Genomic DNA, 22,348 nt, shown 5'->3' with positions numbered 1-22,348 from the left:
CCGCCCGGGGCGATCTCAGCGGTCCCGTCCGGCCACCCTCGCCACCGCCTTCTCGTCGGCGGTCGACAGCCAGAAGTACAGCCAGGGCAGGGCGAGTTCGATGACCGTCAGCACGAGCTGGAACCACTGCGGCCGGCCCTGGACGGCGAGGGACAGCAGCCGGCCGGCGCCGCCGAGCAGAAGGATGCCGGCCAGCCACCGCACCGCCGTCGACGGGACCGGCGACTGCCGGGCCGCCCAGATCCAGGCGAGGCCGTACCCGAGGAAGACCGCCCCGTAGAAGCGCTCCCGGCTGTCGACGGTCGCGCCGGCCGAGCCCTCGCCCGGCACCGAGCCGATCCCGAGAGCGAGGTGGACGGCGCCGATCGCCACACAGGCGATCCCCATGACCAGCACCAGCCACTTGAGAAGCCCGACCATGATCCGACCACCCCTCCGCCATTAGTAGACAGCTGCCTACTAACGGCGAAAGCAGGGACCTTAGTAGACACATGTCAAGCAAGTAGGGTGTACGGCGTGACCACGCGCCGCCGACTCGATCCCGCCGAGCGCCGCGACCAGCTGCTCGACGTCGGAGCGCGGCTCTTCGCGGCGAAGCCGTACGACGAGGTCCTCATGGAGGACGTCGCCGAAAGCGCCGGTGTCTCCCGCGCGCTCCTCTACCGCTACTTCCCCAGCAAGCGCGATCTGTTCGCCGCCGTCTACCGGCAGGCCGCGGACCGGCTGCTGGCCGCGACGCACCTCGATCCGGCCGTGCCCGTGGCCGAGCAGCTGGCCGCCGGACTCGACGCGCATATCGACTACTTCGTCGCGCACCGCAACACCGTGCTCGCGGCGAACCGGGTGCTCGCCGGCGACCCCGTGATCCAGGCCGTCATCACCGACGAACTGGCCGTACTGCGGCAGCGCCTGCTCGACACCACCGCGCTCAAAGACGGCCCCGGTGACGTGGTGTCGGCGGCGCTGATGAGCTGGCTGGTGTTCGTCCGCGCCCTCTGCGTGGACTGGCTGACGCACCGGGCGTTCTCCCGCATCGAGCTGCGCGAGATGTGTGTCGGCGCTCTGCTGGGGGCGCTCGGACCGGTCATGGACCTCGGCCCGCTCCTGGCCGGCCGCCCGGCCGAGGACAGCGGTGCCGGCGCCGGGACCCGCACCGGTGCCGGCGGCTGAACTCCCCTCAGGCCGACGCCTGTGCGGCGGCGCGTTCGCGGGCGGCGGCGGCCCGCACCGGGTCGCCCAGCTGGTCCTCCAGCCGGGCCTTGGCCGCCCAGTTGTACGGGCAGATCGGGCGCAGCTGGATGCGCTCGCTGAGCAGGGTGCGGGCCAGTTCGGTACGGCCGGCGCGCAGGGCCGCCTCGACGAGCGTGCGCTGGATCGCGTCGCGCTGGGCGTGGCTGCCGCCGAAGGTGTGCAGACGGTCGCGGACCGGCAGCAGCAGATCGGCGGCCCGGGAGTGGTCCCGCTGCCCGTAGGCGATCAGCGCGCGGCAGACCGGCAGGCCGATCCGGGCGGTCATGGCGCGGTTGGCCCCGGCGGGTTCGGCCGCCAGCCAGCGCTCCCGGTCCTGGACGAGGCGCTGCGCCCGGGCGATGCGGCCCGCCCCCACATAGGCCATGACGGCGTGGGCGTCGTTGAAGGCGTAGTGGGGGCCGTCCTGGCGGCGCTCCCAGGCGTCGGCGAGTCGCTCCCAACGGGCGCTGTGCACGTCCTCGGCAAGGTACAGCCGCCACAGCAGGGCCGAGGCGTCCAGCAGTCCCATCGCCATGCCCGCCGAACCGTCGTGGTGGATGGCGGAGTCGTAGATCTCCAGCACCCGGGCGCCGTCGCCGGCCTCCAGTGCGTAGAGGGCGTAGTGCCACCAGTTGTGGACGGTGAGCAGGGTGCCGCTCGACCAGTCGTCGGTACGGGCGTCGAGGAAGCGGATCCCGTCGGTGAAGCGTCCGCGCATCTCGTAGCTGTGGACCACGCCGTGGATCGCCCACACATCGCGTGGATGCCGCGCGACGGCCGCCAGGCCGACCTCCTCGGCGCGTTCGTAGTGGCCCGACTCCTCCAGGCCGAACGCGTACATGCCGAGCAGCGGCCCGTGGTGGGGGTCGTCCTCGTCCCAGGCGTCCAGTGCTCCGCCGATGCGGTCGCGCAGACGGGCGGCGTCGCCGGTGAGGAAGTCGTGCTGATGCCCCACGAAGAGCGCCAGCGCATCGCGCGGATGGGCGATGGAGATCTCGCCGAGGATGCGGCCGGCGCCGTGCAGGTCGCCGTCCAGCCATGCCGTGGCGGCGGCCAGGTGCATGCGCTCGCGGCGGGTGAGCCGCTCGGTGTCCAGCCCGGAGCGGAACTCGGCAAACGCCTCGCGGGCCGCGGCCGCGTCCTTCTCCTCGGTCCCCAGCACGCCCAGATACGCCATCAGGCTCTGCCCCATCACGGAGCGCGGCGCCGCGGCGAGCACGGACCGGGCCGTCTCCATGATCTGCGGGCGGAAGAACAGCAGGTCGTCCAGGGCCTGTTCATAAGGAACGACGGCATCGGCGCCGGTGTCGGTCATCGTGTGGCCGTGCCGGTCGGTGGTCATGGATACCTCCTGTGTGGCATGGGTGCCGGACGGGCTGGTCCGCGCAGCAGCGGGAGAAGCGCAGGCCACCGCGCCGGAGACGGGGCGCTCGCGCATCCGGCCATCGTCCCCGTGCCGAAGACGCGCGTCAGGCCCCTTCACCCGAATGGCCGAACGGCGCCCCCGGGGCGAATCCGCGAGCGGACCTCTCCCGCAGCGTCCTCAGTCGGCCTTGGGCATCTGCTGGGTCGCGCAGTGGATGCCCCCTCCGCCCTCGCCGAGGTGCTCCACCGGCAGGGGGACGACCTCTCGCCCCGGGTACAGCTCGCGCAGGATGGCGGCGGCCCTGCCGTCGGCCTTCCGGTCACCGAAACGGGGCATGACGACGGCGCCGTTGACCACGGAGTAGTTGACGTAGCAGGCCAGGAAGCCGTCCCCGCGGCGGCCGATGTCCACCGGCTCCGGCAGCTCGACGACCTCCAGCCGCTTCCCCCGGGCGTCGGCGGCGCGGTCCAGGACAGGACATCGCCCAGGTACGGGAGAACAGCGCGGCCTGGGGCGAGCTGCGCGCCACCGCCGTCTTCGCCCCGGACCTGCGCGAGCTGCTGGCCGACGCGACCAGGGAGTGGGTCGAGGACCTCGCCCAGCTCATCGGCCAGGTGCGGGCGGCCGGTTCGGCCGGCACCGACACCGACCCGTACGCCGCGGCCGAACGGCTCACCGCCCTGGTGGAGGGCCTCAGCGAACGCTGGCTGAGCGGGAGCACTTCGCTGGAGCGCGCCCACGAGCTGCTCCGCGGCGCCATCGAGGCGGAACTACGGGCGCGGTGACCGGACGACCGGCCCGTCCCCCCGCCTCGATCCGCCGTCCGACACGACGTCAGCGCCAGCGGGCACGCCCGAGGGCGGCCGCCAGAGTCAGCGGAATCGTCAGCACGGCGGCGACCGCGAAGATCGCGCCGTACTCATGGTGGGCGGCGGCGCTCGCCGTCAGACTGCCGGCGAGCGCGCTGCCGCCGTAGAGGCTGACGCCGAACATCGCGACGCCGGTGGCCCGGGCCGTCGGCGTCGCCGCCGTCGCCCACGCCTGGACCGTGGTGTGCAGGAACGACCAGCCGGTGCCCAGCAGCAACGCAGCGACTCCCAGGGCCGGTACGGACCGGCTCACCGTCGCGAGGGCGTAGGCCGCGGCGGCCTGTGCCCCGCCCGCCGCGATCAGCATCGCGGGGCTCCAGCGGCCCACGAGCCTCTTGACCAGCTGCGCGCTCGCCATGGCGCCCACGCCGTAGAGCGCCGACACCGCCCCGGCCACCGCGGCCGGCACGCCCCGGGCCTCCAGCGCCGGCGCCAGATACGTCAAGAAGCCCAGCATGACGGCGCCTTCGAGCAGGGCGACGGCCATGACGTACCACATCCACCGCGTGGTGAGGACGATGCGGAACGGTGCCAGCAGGCCGGCCCCGGTGGGGGTGCGCGCCGGTTCGGGGAGGTGGCGCAGCGCGCGGGAGAGGTACCCGGCCAGCAGCGCCGGCAGCAGGAAGACCACGCGCCAGCTGACGTAGTGCGCCAGCGCACCGGCCACGACCGTGCCCAGCGCCGTGCCCAGGGCGAAGGCGGTCATCAGATCGGTGAGCGGGCGCTGGCGCCGCTCGGCGGGTACGACATCGCCGATATGGCTCAGGGAGGCGGGGATGCAGGCGGCGAAGCAGGCTCCCGAGACGGCACGGGACACGATGAGCGTCTCGGCGTTCGGGGCGAGCGCCGAGAGCACCGCGGCGAGCGAACCCGCGGCGAGGGAGAACCGCATCACGCTGATCCGCCCCAACCGGTCGCCGGCCAGCCCCCAGACCGGCTGCATCAGACCGTACGCCAGGTAGTAGCCGCCCGCTGCGAGCGCCACCTTCGACAGATCCGTACCGAGCCGGTCCGCGATGATCAGCAGCATCGGGGAGATACAGAACCGGTCGAAGTTGCTGATCAGGCCCGCGCCCCGCAGGAGCCGGAGCGAGCGGGCGGGCAGCGCGGGCGCCGGTTCGGTGGACCGGGCCGGCTCGGTCGGCCGATCGGGCCCGGTGGGCGAGGAGGTGGACACGGAGCGGTCTTTGGACACGGGAGGACTCCCTTCGGCGCCCGGCGCCTTCCCGGGCTCTGTACAGCCAGCCCACCACCCCCGCCGTCCACTTTTGATCGCCGAGCGATCACCATCACTCACACTTTGAGCTGGAACGACGCGCGTGATGAGAAAGGAGGTCGGCGCGATGAGCGTCAGGGAACGGCCGGCCGGCGAGGGACCCGGCCCGGCGAGTACGTCACGCAAGGAGCTCGGCGCCTTCCTGCGCTCACGCCGGGAGCGGCTGACGCCCGGGGAACTGGGCCTGCCGGTCGCTCCGCGCCGTCGCGCCCCCGGCCTGCGGCGCGACGAGGTGGCCCAACGGGCCGGTATCAGCGCCTCCTGGTACGCGTGGCTGGAGCAGGGGCGGGTCCGTACGTCGGAGCAGGTGCTGCGCTCGGTGGCGCGGGCGCTGTGCCTCGACGGGGCCGAGACCGCGCACGTCCTGTCGTTCGTCGAGGACGTCGCGGCCGCCGGCGCCCCGCCGGGCTTTGTCTCACGGAACCTGTTGTCCCTGGTGGAGTCGGTAGCGCCGAACCCCGCCGTGGTCATCGATCCGCACTGGGACCTGCTGGCCTGGAACGCCGGTTACGCCGCACTGCTCACCGACCCCGCGCGCCTTCCCCCGAAGCGGCGCAATCTGCCGTGGCTGGTGTTCCGTTGGCCGCCGGCGCGTACCCTGCTCGCCGACTGGGAGTCCGAAGCGCGCGGACTCCTGGGCCAGTTCCGTGCCGCCGCCGCCCGCCGTCCGGAGGACCGCAGGTATACGGAGATCATCCGTGAGATCACCCAGGACCCGGACGCGGCCCGCTGGTACGGCCGACGGGAGACGGCCGTCTACCAACCCGCGGTCCGCCGCTTCCGACACCCCAGGGCGGGCGCTCTGAACCTGCGCTATGTGAAGCTGGCCGACCTCGACGAACCGGGGCATCACTTCCTGTGCTACCTCCCCGACGACACGGACACCGAGGCCGCGGTGCACAGGCTCGTCGGGGAGGGCGGCTGATTCCGGCCCGGTCCGCGGACAGGCCCTACGCGTCGTCCCCCGCGCCGGTGCGGCATGCCGGGTGGCCCCAGCCGTCCGGGTTCTTGGCGATGGGCTCGCCCGCGGCGTAGGACCGCCCGCACCGGCAGCGGCCGGGGAACTTGGCGTTGAGGGTCCGCGTGGAGTTGCCCGAGGTACGGCGCCGCGGCGAAGAGGCCGTCTTGGAGGCGGCCGGGTACGAGGAAGCGGTCGCGGAGGCCGTCTTCGTCGCCGAACCGGTGGTACGGCGGCGCGCGGGCCGCACGGCGTCCGGCGCGGGCGGCGGCTCCGCGGACCCCAGCGCGCTGCCCGCGGCCTCCTGGACGACGGCCGCCTGGCTCGCGGCCCGGTCGGCGAAGTCATTGAGCCGGTCGCCGTCCACTTGGTGCGCGGGCACGTACCGGAATTCCACCTCGCGCCCCGTGAGCAGGGCGTCGATCCGTACGACGAGTTCCTGGTTGGCCACCGGCTTGCCCGCGGCCGTCTTCCACCCCTTGCGCTTCCAGCCGGGCAGCCACGTCGTGACGGCCTTCATCGCGTACTGGGAGTCCATCCGGATCTCGATCGGAACGGCCGGGTCGGTGGCCGCCAGCAGGCGCTCCAGCGCGGTGAGCTCCGCGACGTTGTTCGTCGCGGTGCCCAGCGGACCGGCCTCCCAGCGCTGGACGGTCTCCCCGTCGTCGGCGACGACCCAGGCCCAGCCCGCGGGCCCGGGGTTTCCCTTCGAAGCACCGTCACATGCGGCGATCACGCGTTCAGCCATGCGCGCGATCATGCCAGGCGGCGGCTCCCGGGGCGAAGTCGCGCCCCCAGGAGCGCCCGTCGGCAGCGGCGCCGGTCGGCGGGACCGCCGGTGGGGCCGCCGGCAGCGCCGTCCGTACGCGTTGCGCTGCGCGCCCGATCAGTTGCCGGCGGCCTTCTCCGGGCGGAGCTCGCTCGGCCGTACGACCACAAAGCCCTCCCCGTCGAGGCGGAGCTGAACGGCCTCACCGGAGCCGCCCCGGAGCATCGAGCCCAGGCTCTGCGAACGGTGCAGCGTGGTCTGCAGGCTACTGCTCCAGCCGACCACGGCGTCGGTGTCGACGAAAACCGGCGACTGCGGCGACACGGGGATGACGATGGGATTTCCCTCGCACACGACACCCAGCTTGCCCTGGCCGCTGAAAACGGAGTTGAAGAGACCGCCGCCGACCATACCGGCGCCCTTGACCACCTTGATCTCGTAGGAGAGCGACGGATCGAAGCACAGCACGTTGCGGCCGTTGACGGAAAGGCCGTCACCGGGGGCGAGATCGATGATGAAGCAGTTCGCGGCCTCATGCGCGAACCACACCTCACCACGGCCCCGTACGGCCATCAGCGCCAGCCCCTCACCGGTGACCGCGCGCTTGAGGAACTTGCCGACGCCCTGCCCCTGCTTCTCGAACTGCAGGTCACCGCGGTAGGCGACCATCGCACCCTGCCGGGCGTAACACTCCCCGTCCAGCGCATACTTGATCGACTTCGCGTTCTGCTGCGTCATACCGGGCGCGGTCGCCGGTATCGCCATGTTCTCCGAGGCAAAAAGAGCACTGTTCATGGCCGTCATGGTAGGCCGCATTGCCGCCGCACCAACCGGAAATGACGGCCGGGAGCAACCGATGCGCTCCTGCCCCGTCTTCGGCTGCGCACCCATTGCCCGTTCGTACGGCAGATCGTCAACTCCGGCCGCGAAAACACCTGGAAGTCTGGTCTTCGGGGCCGGTGCCTCTGGAGCGGGATTCGGCGGGGAATCCACATCGGTGTACGCACAGAGCGGCTCACAGCCGTGGTGCGAGGTGTCCCTACGGGGCCGCATCGCCCAGGAGCCGCTTCCTTCACCAGTAGGGAGACCGATCGATGGCTCACCGGATCAAGAGCGCCCTCCTGACCGCCGGCGCCTGCGCCGTCGTCCTCGGCGGGGCCGGCCTGGCCTCCGCCGACAGCGGCGCACAGGGCGCCTCGCTCCACTCGCCCGGTGTCCTTTCCGGCAACACCACCCAGATCCCCGTCCATGTTCCGGCCAATGTCTGCGGCAACACCCTCAACATCGTCGGACTGCTGAACCCCACATTCGGCAACACCTGCGTCAACGACTGACGCATTGCCGGCCCACGGCTTTTCCGAGGCGAGCAGCCCGTCCCGGAAAAGCCGTGGGCCGGCCGAGCGGGCCCTCGGTTTCCCTTCCCGAGGGCCCGCTCTTCGTTTGCCCTGCCTGGGACCTCCCCCTTTCCCCCGGACGGAATTCGCGACCGCACACACTGCTTTACCCCTAAAACCTTCTCCCGTTCACCCTCTTTGCATGGAGAGGGCACATAGCCCTATCCCATGGCTCTGATGTGAAAGCTCACGCAGTTACCCCTAGGCAAGCGCCCTCTCGCGTAGCACGATCGACTGTAAAGGGCCGGACCTTCCTCTCGACACATCAGGTAGTCAGCTCGTCCCTCACCGCCACCGCTCACCCCTGATTCGGCTCGTCATCCACCCGGCTTTCCTCACCCTGAGCGCACCGGCGCGTCGCGTGGTCGCGGCGCCGGTGTCCGGCACCGCGACCACAGGACGCGCCGGTGCGGAAAGCGACACCGTCATGAAACTGTTCGCCGAGCCACGTCCGGACGCCGAATCCGAGCCCAACGGACTCCGGTCTCCCCCACTCACGGCAGCCGATGTCGGCTTGCTGCTGCTCCGCCTGAGCGTAGGACTGATCATGGCCGGCCACGGCGCCCAGAAGCTCTTCGGGCTCTTCGGCGGCCACGGGCTCGCCGCCACCGGAAAGGGATTCGCCGCCCTCGGTTACCGACCGGGCGAATTCTTCGCCGGCCTCGCCGGGGCCTCGGAACTCCTCGGCGGTCTCGGCCTCGCGGCGGGGCTGCTCACCCCGCTGGCGGCCGCCGCACTGATCGGCGTAATGATCAACGCGATGGCTCTCGCCGCCCCCAAGGGCCTCTGGGCCTTGTCAGGCGGCCTGGAATATCCGCTGTGCATCACCGTCGTCGCCCTCGCGGTCGCCGCGATCGGCCCCGGCCGCCTCGCGCTCGACAGGCCCTTCGTCTGGAGAGACGGCGGGTGGGCCTGTGCCGCCGTCGCCCTGGGGCTGGGCGGCCTAGGCGCCGCCCTCACCTTGGCCCTGTGATCCGGAGAATTCCCACCTGTGAAACCTGTGATCCGGAGGCACGCTGGAAAGCGCCACGCAATCGGCTTTCTTGAACGAGCACGGGGCCACTGGATCGGCGTCGCGGGAAACCCGGCTTCGATAGATCAGCGCCCACGACCGGCACCATGCCGACGAACATCACGTCACGTGAGACAACCTCTACGCCTTGATGGGTGCGGCCGACCTGGCGGCCTGCTCGATCTTCGCGCAGTAGGCCGCACGGGCTTCCTCGTCGATCTGCTTCTCGTTTTCGGCGCGCACCCCGGTCCGGCCGTCGAGGCCCTCGCGCAGGATATCGGCGTGCCCGGCATGCCGGATGGACTCCCCGAGGACATGGACCATGATGGCGAACAGGTTCGTGTTGGGATGAGGCTCAGGCCACCACGGCACGTGGCCGGGGGCGTCGAGGGAAAGCTCGTTGATCGTCGCGTCCGAGTGTTCCCACGTGCGCCGGTAGAACCCGATGATCTGATCGCGGGTCTCGTCCTCGGCCGCCCACAGATCGCTGCCGTCGGAGTCCTGCCACCGGGGCAGCGGTTCCGGGGAAGGGCGGTCGAAGACCTCGCCGAAGTACCTGGCCTCGACGGTGGCCACGTGTTTGACCAAGCCGAGGAGGTTGGTCCCGGTCGCTGTCAAAGGTCGGCGGGCGTCGTATTCGGACAAGCCGTCGAGTTTCCAGAGCAGCGCCTTGCGGTCCCGCCGCAGTCTCCCGTGCAGGTTGTCCTTCGCGAATTCATCGATCATGCGGCGTGAGCCTGTCATGGGCTGCTCGTGCTCTCAAGATCCCGTACGTGGTCCGCAACGACTGGCAGAGCCGCGGCCTGGCCATGCCGCCACACCCTGACCTGCTGCAAGAAGCTCGCGAAACGTGCCACGTGAGACAACCTCTTAGGCGACCGAGGGGGCTTGGGCGGCTTGCACGCGGTGGATCGGTCGGGTCATGCGTCCGGGAGGGTGGCCTGCACCTGGCGCAGGAACGTCGCATTGTCCGGAGTGTGTCGCACCTTCTCCAGCAGCGCCTCCCATTTCGCCGGTCCGTCTCCGGTCTGGAGGGCCCGGCGCACTCGACGCATGGCCATCAACTCGGTTGCGGTGAGCAGCAGTTCCTCGCGGCGGGTGCTGGAGGCGGTGACATTGACGGCCGGGTAGACCCGTTTTGCCGCGAGTGCGCGGTCCAGGCGGAGTTCCATGTTGCCGGTGCCCTTCAATTCCTCGAAGAAGTAGTCGTCGGCCCGGGATCCGGTCTCGACCAAGGCGGTGGCGAGAATGGTCAGCGAACCGCCCTCCTCCGCGCAGCGCGCGGCCCCGAAGAGCCGCTTGGGGCCGTACGGCGCGGCGGCGTCCACGCCTCCGCTCAGCGTTCGACCGCCCGATGCGGCGGCGGTGTTGTGCGCCCGGCAGAGCCGGGTCAGGGAATCCAGGAGAATGACGACGTCCTCTCCTTGCTCGACAAGCCGTTTCGCGCGTTCCACGGCCAGATCGGCGAGCGCGATGTGCTCTTTCGCCGGTCGGTCGAAGGTGGAGGCGAGCACCTCGCCGCGTACGCCACGGCGCATTTCGGTGACCTCCTCCGGCCGTTCGTCGACCAGGACGACCATCAGCCGGCATTCGGGGTGGTTGTCGGCGACGGCGGCGGCGAGTTGTTGCAGCAGAACGGTCTTTCCGGTCTTCGGCGGGGCGACGATCAGTCCGCGCTGCCCCTTGCCGACCGGGGCGACCAGGTCGACGATGCGGGACGTCGGGCCGCCGCTCGCGCTTTCGAGGCGCATCCGGTGTCGTGGATGCAGCGGCGTGAGATCACGGAAGTGCGGCCGGCCCCGCAATTCCTCCGGCGGGCGACCGTTGACGGTCTCGACCTCGGTAAGCGTCCGCGGGCGGCCGCACCCGCCGACGACGAAGTCGCCCTTGCGCAGGCCGTTCTTGCGGATCAGCGGGGCGGGTACTCGAACGTCTACGGGCGAGGCGAGGCACCCCTCCGCCCGGAGAAAGCCGAATTCCTGCTTCGCGTTCGCGATATCCAGAATCCCGGCGGCCGGCGTGGCGATGTCGACTTGGGGACCGACCGTGGTGAGGGAATGGGTGGCGTTTCTGGCGTTTCTGGCGTTGCTGGAGTTAGTGGCCTTGGTGGTCTTGGTGAAGTGAGTGGTGGGCGCGCTGGGCGCGGTTTTGGTGGTGGTCACGGTGTCCTCTCGGGACGTACGTAGGTGAGTACGCGGTACAGCGGGTACAAGGGGAGCCGGCAGATAAGGGGGCGGTGACTTCACGCCCCACGGGCGGGCAGAAACCCGCGGCCGGAGAGAGGGTGATGCTGCCTGGCAGGAGCGAGAACTGCGGGTGCCGGACAGAGAGCCGGCGCTGGATCGCCGTCGCCGTGGCCGTCTGGACAGACTGACCGAGGGCGTATCAGCGATGCGCATTGCGAAGCACATGCGACGCTGAGATGAGCTGGGCACCGGCGCCGGAATTACGGCGAACACAAGTGCGCTCCGAACGCACTGTAGCACTCGGCGCGGATGCGTCGACAGGCTTTTCGAACCTCACCCGGCGCCACCCGACGCCGCGGGCCGCAGGCGCCAGCCGCCAGCCGCCAGCCGCCAGCCGCCAGCCGCGGATGAGCCTATGCTGAACGCGATGTTCGCACCCCAGGGCCCCACGTTCCGTGAACTCGCCGTCCAGGCGCTGTCCTCCGTCGAGCACGGCTATGACCTGCTCGCCCCGAAATTCGACCACACCCCCTTCCGGACCCCGCAGTCGGTGCTGACTCCCGTGTCACAGGCGCTGCTGAAGCTGGGGCCGTTCGACAGCGGCCTCGACCTGTGCTGCGGTACGGGTGCGGGGGTGGGCGTACTGCGGCAGGTGTGCCGGGAGCGGGTCACGGGGGTCGACATCAGCGCGGGGATGCTCGCCGTGGGCCGGGCCCGTGAACGGATGACCGCGACCGGGCCGCGCATCGACTGGGTACGGGCGGATGCGCGGGCCCTGCCCTTCGGCCCGGTCTTCGATCTCGTCGTGAGCTTCGGTGCGTTCGGGCATTTCCTTCCCCAGGAGCAGCCGGGGCTGTTCGCGCAGGTCCACTCGGTGCTGCGCCCCGGCGGCCGGTTCGTCTTCCCGATCGGCGCGCCGCCCCGCCCGGGGTCGCCTGCCTACTGGGCGCTCCTGGCCTTCGATACGGCGATGCGGGTCCGCAATGCGCTGTGGCGCCCGCCCTTCGTCATGTACTACCGGGCGTTCCGGCTGGCCGATGTACGGGCGGAGCTGATCCGGACCGGCTTCGAGGTGGAGTTGCACGCGCTGCCGGAGCTGGGCCTGCGCCCCGACGGCAGCCCTCGGTGCCGGTTGGTGGTGGCGACCCGGGCCCGGTGAGACCGGACGGGGCATCCGCGCCTCACCGGCGAGCGGTGACGACCGCCGCCGCGTCCATGACCTGCCGGGCCACCGCCGTGGCGTCCGTGAGAAGGGTGAGGTGGCCGCACCCGGGCCGGACGACGAGGCGACCGTCGCGACAGGCGTGGAGGAAGCGGCGTTCATCGCGGCGGAAGTGGTCGCGTTCGCCGTTCACCAGCCAGACCGGCCCCGGATAGGCCGACAGCGCGGCGAGCGGGTCCAGCCGGCGCACGGCCGCCACGACGTCGGGCACGATCTCGCAGCTCAGACCGCCTGCGGCCATGGCTCGCCCCAGACGGGCGGGCAGCGCGTGACGGAACGCGAACGCGCTGAGGCGGTTGGCTTCCTCCGGATACCTGGCCGCCGCTCGTGCCGCTCCCCGGTACACGGCGCCGAGCGGTCCGTTCGGCAGCGCCGTACAGCCCATCGCCATCAGGCCGGCCACCCGGTCCGGGTGTGCGGCAGCCGTGGCGATCGCGACGTAGCCGCCCAGGGACAGACCCGCGACCAGGGCCCGGCCGCCGACTCGATCCACCGCCTCGGCCACTGCCGCCACGGCGCCGGACAGGGTGAACGGCTCGCCGCGTCTGACCCCGTGGCCCGGTAGGTCGGGTGCCGCAATGGGGTGGCGGGTTCCGATGGCTTGGACAACGGGTTGCCACATCGTGCTGCTGACGCGTGTGCCGTGCACGAAGACGACGGGCAGCCCGGCTTCTTGGGTCTCCATGCTCGGCACGCTACCAAATGCAACGCAACGTTGCGTTGCACTTTTCTGCTAGCCTCTCCTCATGAGCGAGGAACGACACGACGGAACGCGGCGAAGCGGCGGCCCCCGGAAGGCACCGGAGATCTTCGACGCCACACTGGACCTGCTCTCGGAGAAGGGCTACGAGGGCCTGACCGTCGAGGGAGTCGCCCAGCGGTCCGGGGTCAACAAGACCACGATCTACCGCTGGTGGCCGTCCAAGGGAGCCCTCCTCGGCGCCGCGCTCACGGGCGCCCGCCGACTCGACGTCGAACTCCCCGACACCGGCAGCCTCCAAGGCGACCTGGAGGCACTGCTGCGCACAGTGGTGACCTTGCTGACCACTCCGCCCGGCTCCGACATCGCCGTCTCCGCGCTGGGCGCGGTCACCCACAGCCCCGAACTCGCCGGCCATGTCCGCGACTTCTTCGCCGATCGGATCGACCGCGAGCGCCCCGTCTTCGATCGCGCCGTCGCCCGCGGTGAACTCGCGGCGGACGCCGACCCCATGCTGCTGGTGGACCTGCTGGCCGGGGCCGCCTGGCTCCGCGTCGTACTGCGGCAGCTCCCGGTGGAGAAGGACTTCGTCCCACGAGCCGTGAGCACCGTGCTCAACGGCGCGTCCATTGCCCGGCGGTGAGAGGGATTCTCACGAGAACACCTCCCGCGAAGCGGACTCCGGGAAGGGCCTGAAGAGGACCCAAGGAGGGCTCAAGGGGGGTCCAAAGAGGGCCCGAAGAGGGCCTGAAGAGGGCCTGAAGAGGGCCTGAGCAGGACCCGTGCGAGAACCGCCGAAAACTGACGCGGCCTCCGTTTCGTTTCCCCCCAAAGGGACTGTTTCACCATCAACTACAACTTTACCGACTCTTGGTGTAGTTGAATCAATTTTCACACCAGTCTCGAACGCAACAGCGGCGGACGCGACATGCACCACATTCCCTCCGGAACTGTCGCTTCCATCTGCCGTGTGTGAAATAGGCGAGAAGCACGAGAGGCAACACCAAGATGACGAAGAGGAACGGCAGAACGATCCGGTACGGAAGCCGGTTGATGGCACTGTCCACGGCCGCGCTGGGACTGGTCGCCGCGATGACCGTACCCGCCGCGGCAGACGACGGCCCCACCCGGGAGCAGCTCATAGCCGACTGCGCCTCCGGCGAGGGGAAGTGCAGCTTCAACGAGCCCACGCTCGGCAAAGCCTACCTGGGCGATTTCCGGCAGGTCTCCAACTCCCTTTACAACTGCAGCACTTCGGACGCCACGCAGTCGATGGGCTGGGCGGACACGGTGGGTTCGACGGACAGCGCCGGCGTCTCGGTCACGGCCGGCGGGAAGATCGCCGGTCTGATCGACCTGAGTGTGACCGCGACGTACAGCCACACCTGGTCGAGCTCGCACACCGAGAACAGCTCCCTGAACATGACGGTGAAGCCGGGCGAGGTGGGCTGGATCTCGCGGGCACAGGTCATGCAGACCGTCTCGGGCACCTGGCAGACCCATTACGACAGCCCCAAGTGGGGGCACTACTACTGGTTCGTGCCGGACACCGTCACGGGTCCCGCGCCCAACGGCACGGATGGGCAGAGCAACGCGGTGACGGTCAAGACCCGCAAGATGACCGCGTCGGAGAAGGCTTCCTGCTCCGCCGAGTCGAAGAAGGGCCGGGCGTTCGTCGTGAAGCGCTGATCACGGCAGCCGCGACCGCCCGACGGCGGGCGCGGATGACGTGAGAGCGGACCGGCCGAGCAGCCGGCCCGATGCCTCCCGGCCCACCCCATGGGGCCGGGAGGTTCCTCGTGGCGGACTCCCGCCGAAGGTCTCGCCCAGGGACAGCCCTTAGGGCCTGTCCGATGGGCCCTAGTCAAGAGCTTGGGCCGCCTTGGTCCTCGGGCCGCCCGCGTCACCGGTGTTGAGCGTCCCGGCGGGTTCGAGCAGCAGGACGGCGGTCTCCTCGTCCGCGAGTGGGCAGTGTTCGACGCCACGCGGAACGACGAACAGTTCACCGGGCCCGAGCACCACATCGCCGTCCCTGAGCTGGATGGTCAGGCGGCCGCTGATGACCAGGAACAGTTCGTCGGTGTCCTCGTGGCGGTGCCAGATGAACTCCCCCTTCAACTTGGCGAGCTTGACCTCGTAGTCGTTGAGGTCGGCCACCTTCTTCTGTGACCAGAGGTCGTTGAACTGCGCGAGCTTGTCGGCCAGATCGACCGGTACGGGAGGCTGCGGCATCGCCAGGTCCTTTCGCAGGGCGGGCAGGTCGGCGCACCCGGAGGGCGTTCGTCTCCGGGCATCGTGAGCGTCGTCATGAGGCATCGCTGTGCGCGAGCGTCATGAGCTGTCAGCCTGCCGCGCCCGGTCCCTTGCGATCTTGTACGTTCCTGGCATGACAGCAGCTTCGGGCCCGCCTCCCACCACGATCAGCGCCTGGCGGCCGTCGGTACCGGGTATCTCCGAGGTCCTCCACGCACACTTCACCGATCACGCCTATCCGTCCCACACCCACGACACCTGGGATCTGATGATCCTCGATGACGGATCGGTCGACTTCGCCCTCGACCGGCACCGTCACGGAGCGACCGGTTCCGGCAAGGTCGTTCTGCTGCCTCCCGGTGTCTCGCATGACGGCCGGACGGTCACCGAGACGGGCTTCCGCAAGCGCGTGCTCTACCTGGACCTGACCGTGCTGCCGGAGCACCTGACCGGCAGTGCGGTGGACGGCCCGGTCCTCGACGATGCGCTGCTGCGCCGTCGGATCCACCAACTGCACACCGCCCTCGGCGACGCCGGCACCGCAGCCGACGACGGGCCCAAGGGCCGGCTCCGGGCCGGAGGGAGCAGCAAAGACGCCGTGTTCGAAGCCGAATCCCGGCTGGCCTTCATCCGCGAACGGCTGCGCCTTCACCTCGCCCCACCCGGCCGCCTCGACGCGCTTCGGCCCCGTACGCCCGGTCGTGAGGCGAACCGGCTGGCTGCCGAGCTGCGGGAGCTGCTGGACTCCCGGATACCCTCCGGGATCTCCCTCCAGGAGGCCGCCGCCACTCTGCACGCCCACCCCACCCATCTCATCCGCTGCTTCAAGCAGACCTACGGGCTGCCGCCGCACGCCTACCTGACCGGCAGACGCATCGACCGGGCCCGTCGGCTCCTGCTCGACGGCCGCCGGCCGGCCGAGGTCGCGGCGGCCGTCGGATTCCATGACCAGGCGCATCTGAACCGGCACTTCACCCGCCATGTGGGCACCACGCCGGGCCGCTACGCCGCCGCGCGCGGCAGCGGCCCGGTGTGAGGGCGCCGGGAGGGGTGTTTTGGCCGACCGTGGCGTTACGGGGAGCTGAAGCGCCGTCATTTCGGCCATCTCCCAGGGTTATCGGCCCGATGCGCTGCGTGGTGTGCCTACAGTCCCGCCATGACGCATGGGCAGGACGTGACCGGCGGCCCGGTGCTGGTGGCCGGGGCGTACTCGGTCGATCTTGTGTACCGGGGGCTGACGGGACCCCTTGCGGACGGCAAGGAAGTGTGGGCCGAGGGCTTCAGCATGGTGCCCGGCGGGGCGTTCACCCTGGCCATGGGGTTGCGGCGGCTGGGCCGCGAGGTCGTATGGGCGGCGGACTTCGGCAACGACCCGTTCAGTCTGGAGGTGCTCGCGGCGGCGCGGGACGAGGGGCTGGACGAGCGGGCCTTTCGGCGCCATGCGCGACCGCTGCCCAATGTGACGACGGCGTTGTCCCGGCCCGGCGACCGGGCGATGGTCTCGTACGAGGAACCGGTCGTCGCCCCTCCGCTGGCGCAGCTGATCGAGACCTGCCGGCCGGCGCTGGTGATGCTGCCGTTCCTGCAGTACGGACCCGCGGTGTCCCACGCCTTGGACGCCGCCGCGCGGGTGGGGGCGGAGGTGTTCATGGACTGCCAGGACTACCCCGGCAGCGTCGATGTCCCCGAGGTGGCCAAGGCGCTCGGGCAGGTTGCCGTCTTCGCGCCCAACGCGGCGGAGGCGCTGCGGGTGACCGGGACCGGGTCCGTCGAGGAGGCGCTGGAGGTGCTGGCGGGGTTGGTGCGCACCGTGGTGATCAAGCAGGACAGCCGGGGCGCGGTGGCCGCGGAGGACGGCGTACGGATCGCGCAGCCGTCGCTGCCGGTGGACGTGGTGGACACCACGGGCGCGGGTGACTGCTTCAACGTGGGTTTCGTCCATCGCCGCCTCGCGGGCGGGACGCTCGCCGAGTGTCTGGCCGCCGGTGTCGTCTGCGGGGCGGCGTCCGTCACCGCGGCGGGTTCGGGCGGCGCGCTGGACGCGGCCGGGCTGGAGCGGTGGCTCGCACGTCTCTCCCCGTAGCGCGGCCGCCTCCGTACGGCACACACGGGCCGTACAGCAGCGACGGGCCGTACGGAGCCGCAAAGAGCAGACCGGCGCGGCGGAGTGCGGGCCCGCACAGCCGGAGTACCGACCCGTACCGCGCAGACGCGCCCAACGACAACGGGGGAAACATGGCAGCGCTGGTGTCGGACGAGCAGGCTTCGCCCGAGCCGTCGGCCGGGGGTGCCGGTGACCGGGTGCTGGTCACCGATCTGGACGGCACGCTGCTCGGCGGCGACCGCACCGACCGCCGGCGGCTGCGCCAGGCGCTCGACCGGCACCCGGAACTGACCGTGGTGTTCGCGACCGGCCGCTCCCTGCCGTCCGTCGAGGGGATCCTGCGCGGCGATCCGCTCGTTCCCTCCCCCCGTTGGATCATCGCGGACGTCGGCGCGAGCGTGATCGACGGCAGCGACCGCACGGGCGTCGGCCCGCTGCAGGACCGGCTGCGTGATGGCTGGCCGGGGCAGCGGTGCGTACGGGAGCGGTTGGCACGCTTTCCCGAACTCGTCTATCAGGACGGGGTGGTCCAGGAGGGCCGCTGCTCCTTCTTCCTGCGTCCCGAGCAGCTCTCCGAAGCGATCACCGACGCCGTGCGGGAGCTGGGCTGCGGATGGACGTACTCGGCGGACCGCTACTTCGACGTCCTGCCGGCCCGGGCGAGCAAGGGCAACGCCCTGGCGCTGCTCGCCCGTCGGCAGCGGTGGCGGATGGACTCGGTCCTCGTGGCCGGGGACTCGCTCAACGACCTGTCGTTGTTCCAGCTCGGCGCACGGGGTGTGCTGATGAGCAATGCGGAGGCGGCACTTCGGGAGCGGATCCCCGACCGTGCGGACGTCCACCGGCCGGAGCGTCCGGGGGCGGCCGGCATCCTGTCGGCGCTGGAGAGCCTGGGCTGGATCGAGCGTGCTCGCCCCCTCGTGGTCGGCTACCACCGTCCGCCGGTGCGATGGGCCGGCGGACAGTGGCAGCAGCCGCTGAGCCCGAACGGCGTGCTGCCCACGCTGCAGGGCCTGTTCAGCGCCGAAGGTCCCGATGCCGTGTGGGCCACGGCGCTGGTCGAGGACGACGCTCCGCAGGACACGGGCACCCCTCCCGATCCGCCCACCCGTCCAGGTCTGCCCGCCCGCCCCGGTCTGCCGCACCGGACCGGTCTGCCGCTGGCGTTCCTGCCGGTGGCCGCCGCCGAGTGGACGGAGTACTTCCATCGCGCGTGCAAGGAGACGCTCTGGCCCGCGCTGATGTCCCAGCCCGACCGGATGCGCTACCGCGCCTCGGCCTGGCGGCACTACGAGGCGTTCAACGCGCGCTTCGCCGACCATGTGAGCGCCCATGCGGCGCGCGGCGCCACGGTCTGGCTGCACGACTACAACCTCTGGCTCGTGCCGGGCATCCTGCGCGCGACGCGGCCCGATCTGCACCTGGGGCTGTTCCATCACACGCCGTTCCCGCCGCCGGCCGCCTTCGCCCGTATCCCCACCGCCGAGCAGCTGCGCGACTCCCTCGCCTGCCTGGACTGGGCCGGTTTCCACACCGCCGAGTTCGCCGACCACTTCCGGCAGGCGCTGGCCGGGGCCCGTCGAGCACCGCGTACCGGCGTCCACCCGCTGGGCATCGACCGGCGGGCCGTCGAGGAGCTGGCCCGTACGCGCGGGGTGCCGGCGGCGCGGCCGGGGCCGGCCCTGATCCTGTCGGTGGAGCGACTCGACTACGCCAAGGCGCCGCTCGAAAAGGTCCGCGCCATCGCGATCCTGCTCGCCCAGCACCCGGAACTGTGCGGCGCGTTGCGCTTCCGTCTGGTGTGCCCGCCGCCCGAACCGGGGATCCGGGTGCACGACGGCACCCGCGCCGCCCTGGAGCGCGCCATCGCCGATCTCAACGACCGCTGGCGCACAGGAGGTTGGGAACCCGTCGAATACCTCCCCCGCGCCCTGTCCTTCGGTGAGGTGGTCGACCACTACCTGAGCGCGGACGTGTTCTGGGTGACGTCCCTGCAGGACGGTATGAACCTGACCGCCAAGGAGTTCATCGCCAGCCATGCCGCCACCGGCCGGTCCGGGGTGCTCGTCCTCTCCCGCCACACCGGAGCGGCCTCCCAACTGGGCGCCGCCGCCCTGCTCACCGACCCGCGCTCCCCCCAGGACCTCGTCGGCACCCTGCACCGCGCGCTGACCATGACGCCTTCGGAGCGCCTGGCCCACATCACCCGACTCGCCGCCCTCCTCGACGACCAGACACCCACCCGCTGGGCCCGCCAGATCATCGGCGCCATCCCACGGCCGCCGAGGGAGACGGTGAAGACGACGGGCGGGGCGAACGAGCCCAGCGCGGCGACTACGGCGACTGCAGAAGAGGCCGTCATGCGCTGACCGTACAGGGGCCCCATGCACCGCACCGCTCCCCCACCGCGCGGCGAAGTGCGCGGTGCGCGCGCCCGAACAGCGGGTATCACCCTGGGGAATCCGCACTCTTGCGCTCCCGGGAGCCGCTCATGAGGCACACCCATCCCCAGCCCGGCGACATCGGACTCACTCAAATCTCCGGCGTCACCGGCCGGTTGATCCGCTTCGGACAGTGGATCAACGGCGACGGTTTCGCCGACTACCAGCACGCCTTCCTGGTCCTGCCCGACGAGCGGCTGCTGGAAGCCCAGCCCGGCGGGTCCCGCATCCGGCCGCTCGCGGACTACGCCGACGCCGATGTGCTCTACGTGTACCCGGAGGGGCTCACGGAGCGGCAACGCGCCGGAATCTGCGCGGCGGCCTCCCGTTACGTCGGGGTGCCGTACAGCTTCCTCGACTATCTCGCGATCGCCACGCACCGGTTGCGGATGCCCGTTCCGGGGCTGCGGCGCTATATCGCCAGCACTCGGCACATGATCTGCTCCCAGCTCGTCGACCAGTGCTATCTGGACGCCGGAGTGCATCTGTTCGCCGACGGGCGCTGGCCCGGGTATGTGACGCCGATGGCGCTGTACAACATCCTGGGCCGCTGACGCCCCCTGACCGCGGAAGCGGGCGGCACGAGGGACGGGCGGGGGCGTTCGGGGCGCCGGAGCCGGATATCCGGCTGCTGGACCAGCGCCCCTTGCTCGTTCTCCGCGGTCGCCCGCGCCGCCGGGCGCGCCTGCGTGCCCGGTGATCAGGTGCCGGACTTGCGGCCGTAGACGTAGACGTCGTCGCCGGTCTTCAGCAGGGACCAGTACTTCTTCGCGTCGCCGTCGCGCATGTTGACGCAGCCGTGCGAGCCGGGGGCCGACCAGACACTGCCGCTGATGGAGTGGAAGGCCTGACCGCCGTCGAAGAACTGGCTGTAGGGCATGGGGACGTCGTAGAGCGTCGACACATGGTGCAGGTTGCGCCAGTAGACCTTCTTGGCGCCGGTGCGGGTCTCGTAGCCGTCGCGGCCGCTGCGGATCGGCACCGGCCCGAACACCAGCCGCGATCCGTCCTGTATCCAGCTGAGCTGGCGGGTCAGGTCGACGCAGGCTATTCGTCCCCGGCTCGTGGGGCATTTGCCGGCTTTGTTCGGATTGCCCCCTGCTGCCTTCTGCTGTGCGACCAGGCTCATCACACCCCAGGTGACGGGACCGGCGTAGCCGATGTTCGGGCTGATGCCGTGGCTGGTCTGGAAGGCGCGGATCGCCCGGCAGTCGGAAGCCGACTGCCGGCCGTCGACCCGGAGGCCGAGGAACTTCTCGGCCTGCTTCTGGTAGGGGCCGCGGCTCGCGGTGCAGGCGGACGCGGTGGCGGCCTGGGCGGTGGAGCCGAAGGCCGCCGTCAGCGGCAGGGTCAGCGCGGTGAGGGCGAGCGCCGCGCCCACCCGGCGGCCGGAGCCGGAGCGCCGCGGTCTGCCGGGGTTCACCGGCCGTCGCAGGTTCAGTCGTGGTTTCATGCCCGGTATGACTGTTCGCCCGACCTGTCGGTTGCAGGCGTGACCGACCCGAAATAACTGCGTACGTCATATCCGGTCGGGCGGGGTGCCGCCGCCCACTCCTCACCCCGGCCCCCGGCCCGGTCCCCGCGCTCTTCCGCGCCCTGGAGGCGACGCCGTCCCGGACGCGGACGCCGACGGATCAGCCTCCCACCATTCCTTCGCTTCCCTTGCGACCATGGGCCCGCCGCCGGGGCTGCCGCCCTCCGCCCGTCGCCGCTAAGGAGCCTGTATGACCGCCGCCAGTGCAGATCTGCTCGTCGATGCCTTCGGCCGTATCCGGGAGGTCGTCGAGGAAGTGGTCAGCGGGCTCAGCCCCGAGGAGCTCGCCGAGCGGCCCGACGACGCCGCCAACTCCATCGGGTGGCTGGTCTGGCATCTGACCAGGATCCAGGACGATCATGTGGCCGGTGCGGCCGAGGCGGAGCAGATCTGGATCTCGGACGACTGGTACGAGCGCTTCGGGCTGCCGTTCACGGCCGACGACACCGGATACGGCCACTCCCGCAAGGAGGTGGCGGCGGTACAGGACCTCAGCGCGCAGCTACTGACCGGCTACCACGAGGCGGTCCACGACAACACGGTGCAGTACCTCGCCGGGATCGAGGACAAGGACCTCAAGCGCGTCGTCGACCGGGCCTGGTCGCCGCCGGTCACCCTGGGCGTCCGGCTCATGAGCGTCATCGCCGACGATCTTCAGCACGCCGGCCAGGCGGCGTACGTACGCGGGCTGCTCGGCCGCTGAACGGCCGGGCGTCGGTGGTGCGGCCGACCGCGGCGTGGTGCACGGCCAGCAGGTGGGCGGCGAGCCCATCGCCGCCGCCGGCCGCGAAGCGCGGTCAACCGGTAGACGCCGACCAGTGCCAGCGCGTACCAGGGCCATGAGTGCCCCAAGTGCTCCACGAAGCCCTCCCTTCATGAGAGTTGCTGCCACCCGCGTCGTTGCGGGTGAGCCGGAACCTGGGATGCGTTCCTGCCCCTCTCACCGATGAGCGCGCTCGGCGGCGACCTCACGGGGCGTCCGGGGCGGTCGCCGCGCCCTCCGCGGCCGGCGGCGCGGGCCCCTCACCTTCCCT

24 protein-coding genes are annotated in these 22,348 nt (G+C 71.0%); 13 read left to right on the top strand and 11 right to left on the bottom strand.

What is annotated here, in order from left to right; translation table 11 throughout:
* Positions 1-15: 15 nt before the first annotated feature.
* On the bottom strand, positions 16-420 hold the full coding sequence (locus tag ACZ4NB_RS22865; protein ID WP_467664203.1) for a DUF4345 domain-containing protein: 405 nt from the start codon (positions 418-420) through the stop codon (positions 16-18).
* Positions 421-516: 96 nt separating this feature from the next.
* On the opposite strand from ACZ4NB_RS22865, the gene ACZ4NB_RS22860 reads away from it, so the two are divergent.
* Entirely contained in the window at positions 517-1,170 is a 654-nt protein-coding gene (locus ACZ4NB_RS22860; protein WP_467664202.1) for a TetR/AcrR family transcriptional regulator, read from the top strand.
* A gap of 7 nt (positions 1,171-1,177) precedes the next feature.
* On the opposite strand, the gene ACZ4NB_RS22855 is transcribed toward ACZ4NB_RS22860, so the two are convergent.
* Entirely contained in the window at positions 1,178-2,572 is a 1,395-nt protein-coding gene (locus ACZ4NB_RS22855) for a tetratricopeptide repeat protein (RefSeq protein WP_467664200.1), read from the bottom strand.
* 201 nt (positions 2,573-2,773) lie between these two features.
* Positions 2,774-3,019, bottom strand: coding sequence for an agmatine deiminase family protein (locus ACZ4NB_RS22850; protein ID WP_467664383.1), 246 nt, complete (start codon positions 3,017-3,019; stop codon positions 2,774-2,776).
* 56 nt (positions 3,020-3,075) lie between these two features.
* On the opposite strand from ACZ4NB_RS22850, the gene ACZ4NB_RS22845 reads away from it, so the two are divergent.
* Positions 3,076-3,381, top strand: a complete 306-nt coding sequence (locus ACZ4NB_RS22845) for a TetR family transcriptional regulator C-terminal domain-containing protein (protein ID WP_467664381.1) — start codon at positions 3,076-3,078, stop codon at positions 3,379-3,381.
* Between the two features lie 49 nt (positions 3,382-3,430).
* Here the strand turns inward: ACZ4NB_RS22845 and ACZ4NB_RS22840 are convergent, their stop codons facing one another.
* Complete coding sequence (locus tag ACZ4NB_RS22840) at positions 3,431-4,660, bottom strand: MFS transporter (protein WP_467664198.1); 1,230 nt, start codon at positions 4,658-4,660, stop codon at positions 3,431-3,433.
* Positions 4,661-4,808: 148 nt separating this feature from the next.
* On the opposite strand from ACZ4NB_RS22840, the gene ACZ4NB_RS22835 reads away from it, so the two are divergent.
* Positions 4,809-5,666, top strand: a complete 858-nt coding sequence (locus ACZ4NB_RS22835; RefSeq protein WP_467664196.1) for a helix-turn-helix transcriptional regulator — start codon at positions 4,809-4,811, stop codon at positions 5,664-5,666.
* A 25-nt stretch (positions 5,667-5,691) separates the two neighbouring features.
* On the opposite strand, the gene ACZ4NB_RS22830 is transcribed toward ACZ4NB_RS22835, so the two are convergent.
* Both ACZ4NB_RS22830 and ACZ4NB_RS22825 read right to left on the bottom strand, forming a co-directional pair.
* On the bottom strand, positions 5,692-6,459 hold the full coding sequence (locus ACZ4NB_RS22830; protein ID WP_467664194.1) for a ribonuclease H family protein: 768 nt from the start codon (positions 6,457-6,459) through the stop codon (positions 5,692-5,694).
* A 126-nt stretch (positions 6,460-6,585) separates the two neighbouring features.
* Positions 6,586-7,263 (bottom strand): AIM24 family protein, encoded by a 678-nt coding sequence (locus ACZ4NB_RS22825; protein ID WP_399148456.1) that lies wholly within the window; start codon positions 7,261-7,263, stop codon positions 6,586-6,588.
* Positions 7,264-7,562: 299 nt separating this feature from the next.
* Between ACZ4NB_RS22825 and ACZ4NB_RS22820 the strand changes: the two genes are divergently transcribed.
* Both ACZ4NB_RS22820 and ACZ4NB_RS22815 read left to right on the top strand, forming a co-directional pair.
* Positions 7,563-7,802: a chaplin gene (locus ACZ4NB_RS22820; protein ID WP_467664192.1), complete on the top strand. Its 240-nt coding sequence runs from the start codon at positions 7,563-7,565 to the stop codon at positions 7,800-7,802.
* Positions 7,803-8,289: 487 nt separating this feature from the next.
* Positions 8,290-8,835, top strand: a complete 546-nt coding sequence (locus tag ACZ4NB_RS22815; protein WP_467664190.1) for a DoxX family protein — start codon at positions 8,290-8,292, stop codon at positions 8,833-8,835.
* Between the two features lie 180 nt (positions 8,836-9,015).
* Here the strand turns inward: ACZ4NB_RS22815 and ACZ4NB_RS22810 are convergent, their stop codons facing one another.
* Together ACZ4NB_RS22810 and rho are read right to left on the bottom strand one after the other, a co-directional pair.
* Positions 9,016-9,600, bottom strand: a complete 585-nt coding sequence (locus ACZ4NB_RS22810) for a DinB family protein (RefSeq protein WP_467664380.1) — start codon at positions 9,598-9,600, stop codon at positions 9,016-9,018.
* Between the two features lie 194 nt (positions 9,601-9,794).
* On the bottom strand, positions 9,795-11,036 hold the full coding sequence (gene rho / locus ACZ4NB_RS22805) for a transcription termination factor Rho (RefSeq protein WP_467664188.1): 1,242 nt from the start codon (positions 11,034-11,036) through the stop codon (positions 9,795-9,797).
* A gap of 451 nt (positions 11,037-11,487) precedes the next feature.
* Between rho and ACZ4NB_RS22800 the strand changes: the two genes are divergently transcribed.
* On the top strand, positions 11,488-12,219 hold the full coding sequence (locus ACZ4NB_RS22800; RefSeq protein WP_467664186.1) for a class I SAM-dependent methyltransferase: 732 nt from the start codon (positions 11,488-11,490) through the stop codon (positions 12,217-12,219).
* Between the two features lie 22 nt (positions 12,220-12,241).
* Here the strand turns inward: ACZ4NB_RS22800 and ACZ4NB_RS22795 are convergent, their stop codons facing one another.
* Positions 12,242-12,967, bottom strand: coding sequence for an alpha/beta fold hydrolase (locus ACZ4NB_RS22795; protein ID WP_467664184.1), 726 nt, complete (start codon positions 12,965-12,967; stop codon positions 12,242-12,244).
* Between the two features lie 61 nt (positions 12,968-13,028).
* Here ACZ4NB_RS22795 and ACZ4NB_RS22790 point away from each other — a divergent pair, with 61 nt between their 5' ends.
* On the top strand, positions 13,029-13,625 hold the full coding sequence (locus tag ACZ4NB_RS22790; protein WP_467664182.1) for a TetR/AcrR family transcriptional regulator: 597 nt from the start codon (positions 13,029-13,031) through the stop codon (positions 13,623-13,625).
* 410 nt (positions 13,626-14,035) lie between these two features.
* Positions 14,036-14,671: a hypothetical protein gene (locus tag ACZ4NB_RS22785; RefSeq protein WP_467664180.1), complete on the top strand. Its 636-nt coding sequence runs from the start codon at positions 14,036-14,038 to the stop codon at positions 14,669-14,671.
* A 171-nt stretch (positions 14,672-14,842) separates the two neighbouring features.
* Here the strand turns inward: ACZ4NB_RS22785 and ACZ4NB_RS22780 are convergent, their stop codons facing one another.
* Entirely contained in the window at positions 14,843-15,214 is a 372-nt protein-coding gene (locus ACZ4NB_RS22780; RefSeq protein ID WP_467664178.1) for a cupin domain-containing protein, read from the bottom strand.
* Between the two features lie 154 nt (positions 15,215-15,368).
* On the opposite strand from ACZ4NB_RS22780, the gene ACZ4NB_RS22775 reads away from it, so the two are divergent.
* The 4 genes from ACZ4NB_RS22775 to ACZ4NB_RS22760 all read left to right on the top strand — a co-directional run bounded on the left by ACZ4NB_RS22775 (position 15,369) and on the right by ACZ4NB_RS22760 (position 20,334).
* Positions 15,369-16,271 (top strand): helix-turn-helix domain-containing protein, encoded by a 903-nt coding sequence (locus ACZ4NB_RS22775; protein ID WP_467664177.1) that lies wholly within the window; start codon positions 15,369-15,371, stop codon positions 16,269-16,271.
* Between the two features lie 120 nt (positions 16,272-16,391).
* Positions 16,392-17,318 carry a carbohydrate kinase family protein gene (locus ACZ4NB_RS22770; RefSeq protein WP_467664175.1) on the top strand — a complete coding sequence of 309 codons (927 nt, stop codon included), beginning with the start codon at positions 16,392-16,394 and terminating at the stop codon, positions 17,316-17,318.
* Positions 17,319-17,470: 152 nt separating this feature from the next.
* Positions 17,471-19,708 carry a trehalose-6-phosphate synthase gene (locus ACZ4NB_RS22765; protein ID WP_467664174.1) on the top strand — a complete coding sequence of 746 codons (2,238 nt, stop codon included), beginning with the start codon at positions 17,471-17,473 and terminating at the stop codon, positions 19,706-19,708.
* A gap of 122 nt (positions 19,709-19,830) precedes the next feature.
* Positions 19,831-20,334, top strand: coding sequence for a C40 family peptidase (locus ACZ4NB_RS22760; protein ID WP_467664172.1), 504 nt, complete (start codon positions 19,831-19,833; stop codon positions 20,332-20,334).
* A 146-nt stretch (positions 20,335-20,480) separates the two neighbouring features.
* Here the strand turns inward: ACZ4NB_RS22760 and ACZ4NB_RS22755 are convergent, their stop codons facing one another.
* Entirely contained in the window at positions 20,481-21,233 is a 753-nt protein-coding gene (locus tag ACZ4NB_RS22755; RefSeq protein WP_467664170.1) for a L,D-transpeptidase family protein, read from the bottom strand.
* Positions 21,234-21,504: 271 nt separating this feature from the next.
* Here ACZ4NB_RS22755 and ACZ4NB_RS22750 point away from each other — a divergent pair, with 271 nt between their 5' ends.
* Positions 21,505-22,017: a mycothiol transferase gene (locus tag ACZ4NB_RS22750; protein WP_399148442.1), complete on the top strand. Its 513-nt coding sequence runs from the start codon at positions 21,505-21,507 to the stop codon at positions 22,015-22,017.
* Positions 22,018-22,348 lie beyond the last annotated feature (331 nt).

The sequence above is a fragment of the Streptomyces sp. NPDC026575 genome, from assembly GCF_055567415.1.
Note: the sequence above shows the minus strand (reverse complement) of the source record. Positions and strands in the feature narration are given on the sequence as shown.

Coding starts and splice junctions, on each gene's coding strand:
- ACZ4NB_RS22865 (WP_467664203.1), bottom strand. CDS start 420: ATGGTCGGGCTTCTCAAGTGGCTGGTGCTGGTCATGGGGATCGCCTGT.
- ACZ4NB_RS22855 (WP_467664200.1), bottom strand. CDS start 2,572: ATGACCACCGACCGGCACGGCCACACGATGACCGACACCGGCGCCGAT.
- ACZ4NB_RS22835 (WP_467664196.1), top strand. CDS start 4,809: ATGAGCGTCAGGGAACGGCCGGCCGGCGAGGGACCCGGCCCGGCGAGT.
- ACZ4NB_RS22830 (WP_467664194.1), bottom strand. CDS start 6,459: ATGATCGCGCGCATGGCTGAACGCGTGATCGCCGCATGTGACGGTGCT.
- ACZ4NB_RS22825 (WP_399148456.1), bottom strand. CDS start 7,263: ATGAACAGTGCTCTTTTTGCCTCGGAGAACATGGCGATACCGGCGACC.
- ACZ4NB_RS22820 (WP_467664192.1), top strand. CDS start 7,563: ATGGCTCACCGGATCAAGAGCGCCCTCCTGACCGCCGGCGCCTGCGCC.
- ACZ4NB_RS22815 (WP_467664190.1), top strand. CDS start 8,290: ATGAAACTGTTCGCCGAGCCACGTCCGGACGCCGAATCCGAGCCCAAC.
- ACZ4NB_RS22810 (WP_467664380.1), bottom strand. CDS start 9,600: ATGATCGATGAATTCGCGAAGGACAACCTGCACGGGAGACTGCGGCGG.
- ACZ4NB_RS22800 (WP_467664186.1), top strand. CDS start 11,488: ATGTTCGCACCCCAGGGCCCCACGTTCCGTGAACTCGCCGTCCAGGCG.
- ACZ4NB_RS22795 (WP_467664184.1), bottom strand. CDS start 12,967: ATGGAGACCCAAGAAGCCGGGCTGCCCGTCGTCTTCGTGCACGGCACA.
- ACZ4NB_RS22790 (WP_467664182.1), top strand. CDS start 13,029: ATGAGCGAGGAACGACACGACGGAACGCGGCGAAGCGGCGGCCCCCGG.
- ACZ4NB_RS22785 (WP_467664180.1), top strand. CDS start 14,036: ATGGCACTGTCCACGGCCGCGCTGGGACTGGTCGCCGCGATGACCGTA.
- ACZ4NB_RS22780 (WP_467664178.1), bottom strand. CDS start 15,214: ATGCCGCAGCCTCCCGTACCGGTCGATCTGGCCGACAAGCTCGCGCAG.
- ACZ4NB_RS22775 (WP_467664177.1), top strand. CDS start 15,369: ATGACAGCAGCTTCGGGCCCGCCTCCCACCACGATCAGCGCCTGGCGG.
- ACZ4NB_RS22770 (WP_467664175.1), top strand. CDS start 16,392: ATGACGCATGGGCAGGACGTGACCGGCGGCCCGGTGCTGGTGGCCGGG.
- ACZ4NB_RS22765 (WP_467664174.1), top strand. CDS start 17,471: ATGGCAGCGCTGGTGTCGGACGAGCAGGCTTCGCCCGAGCCGTCGGCC.
- ACZ4NB_RS22760 (WP_467664172.1), top strand. CDS start 19,831: ATGAGGCACACCCATCCCCAGCCCGGCGACATCGGACTCACTCAAATC.
- ACZ4NB_RS22755 (WP_467664170.1), bottom strand. CDS start 21,233: ATGAAACCACGACTGAACCTGCGACGGCCGGTGAACCCCGGCAGACCG.
- ACZ4NB_RS22750 (WP_399148442.1), top strand. CDS start 21,505: ATGACCGCCGCCAGTGCAGATCTGCTCGTCGATGCCTTCGGCCGTATC.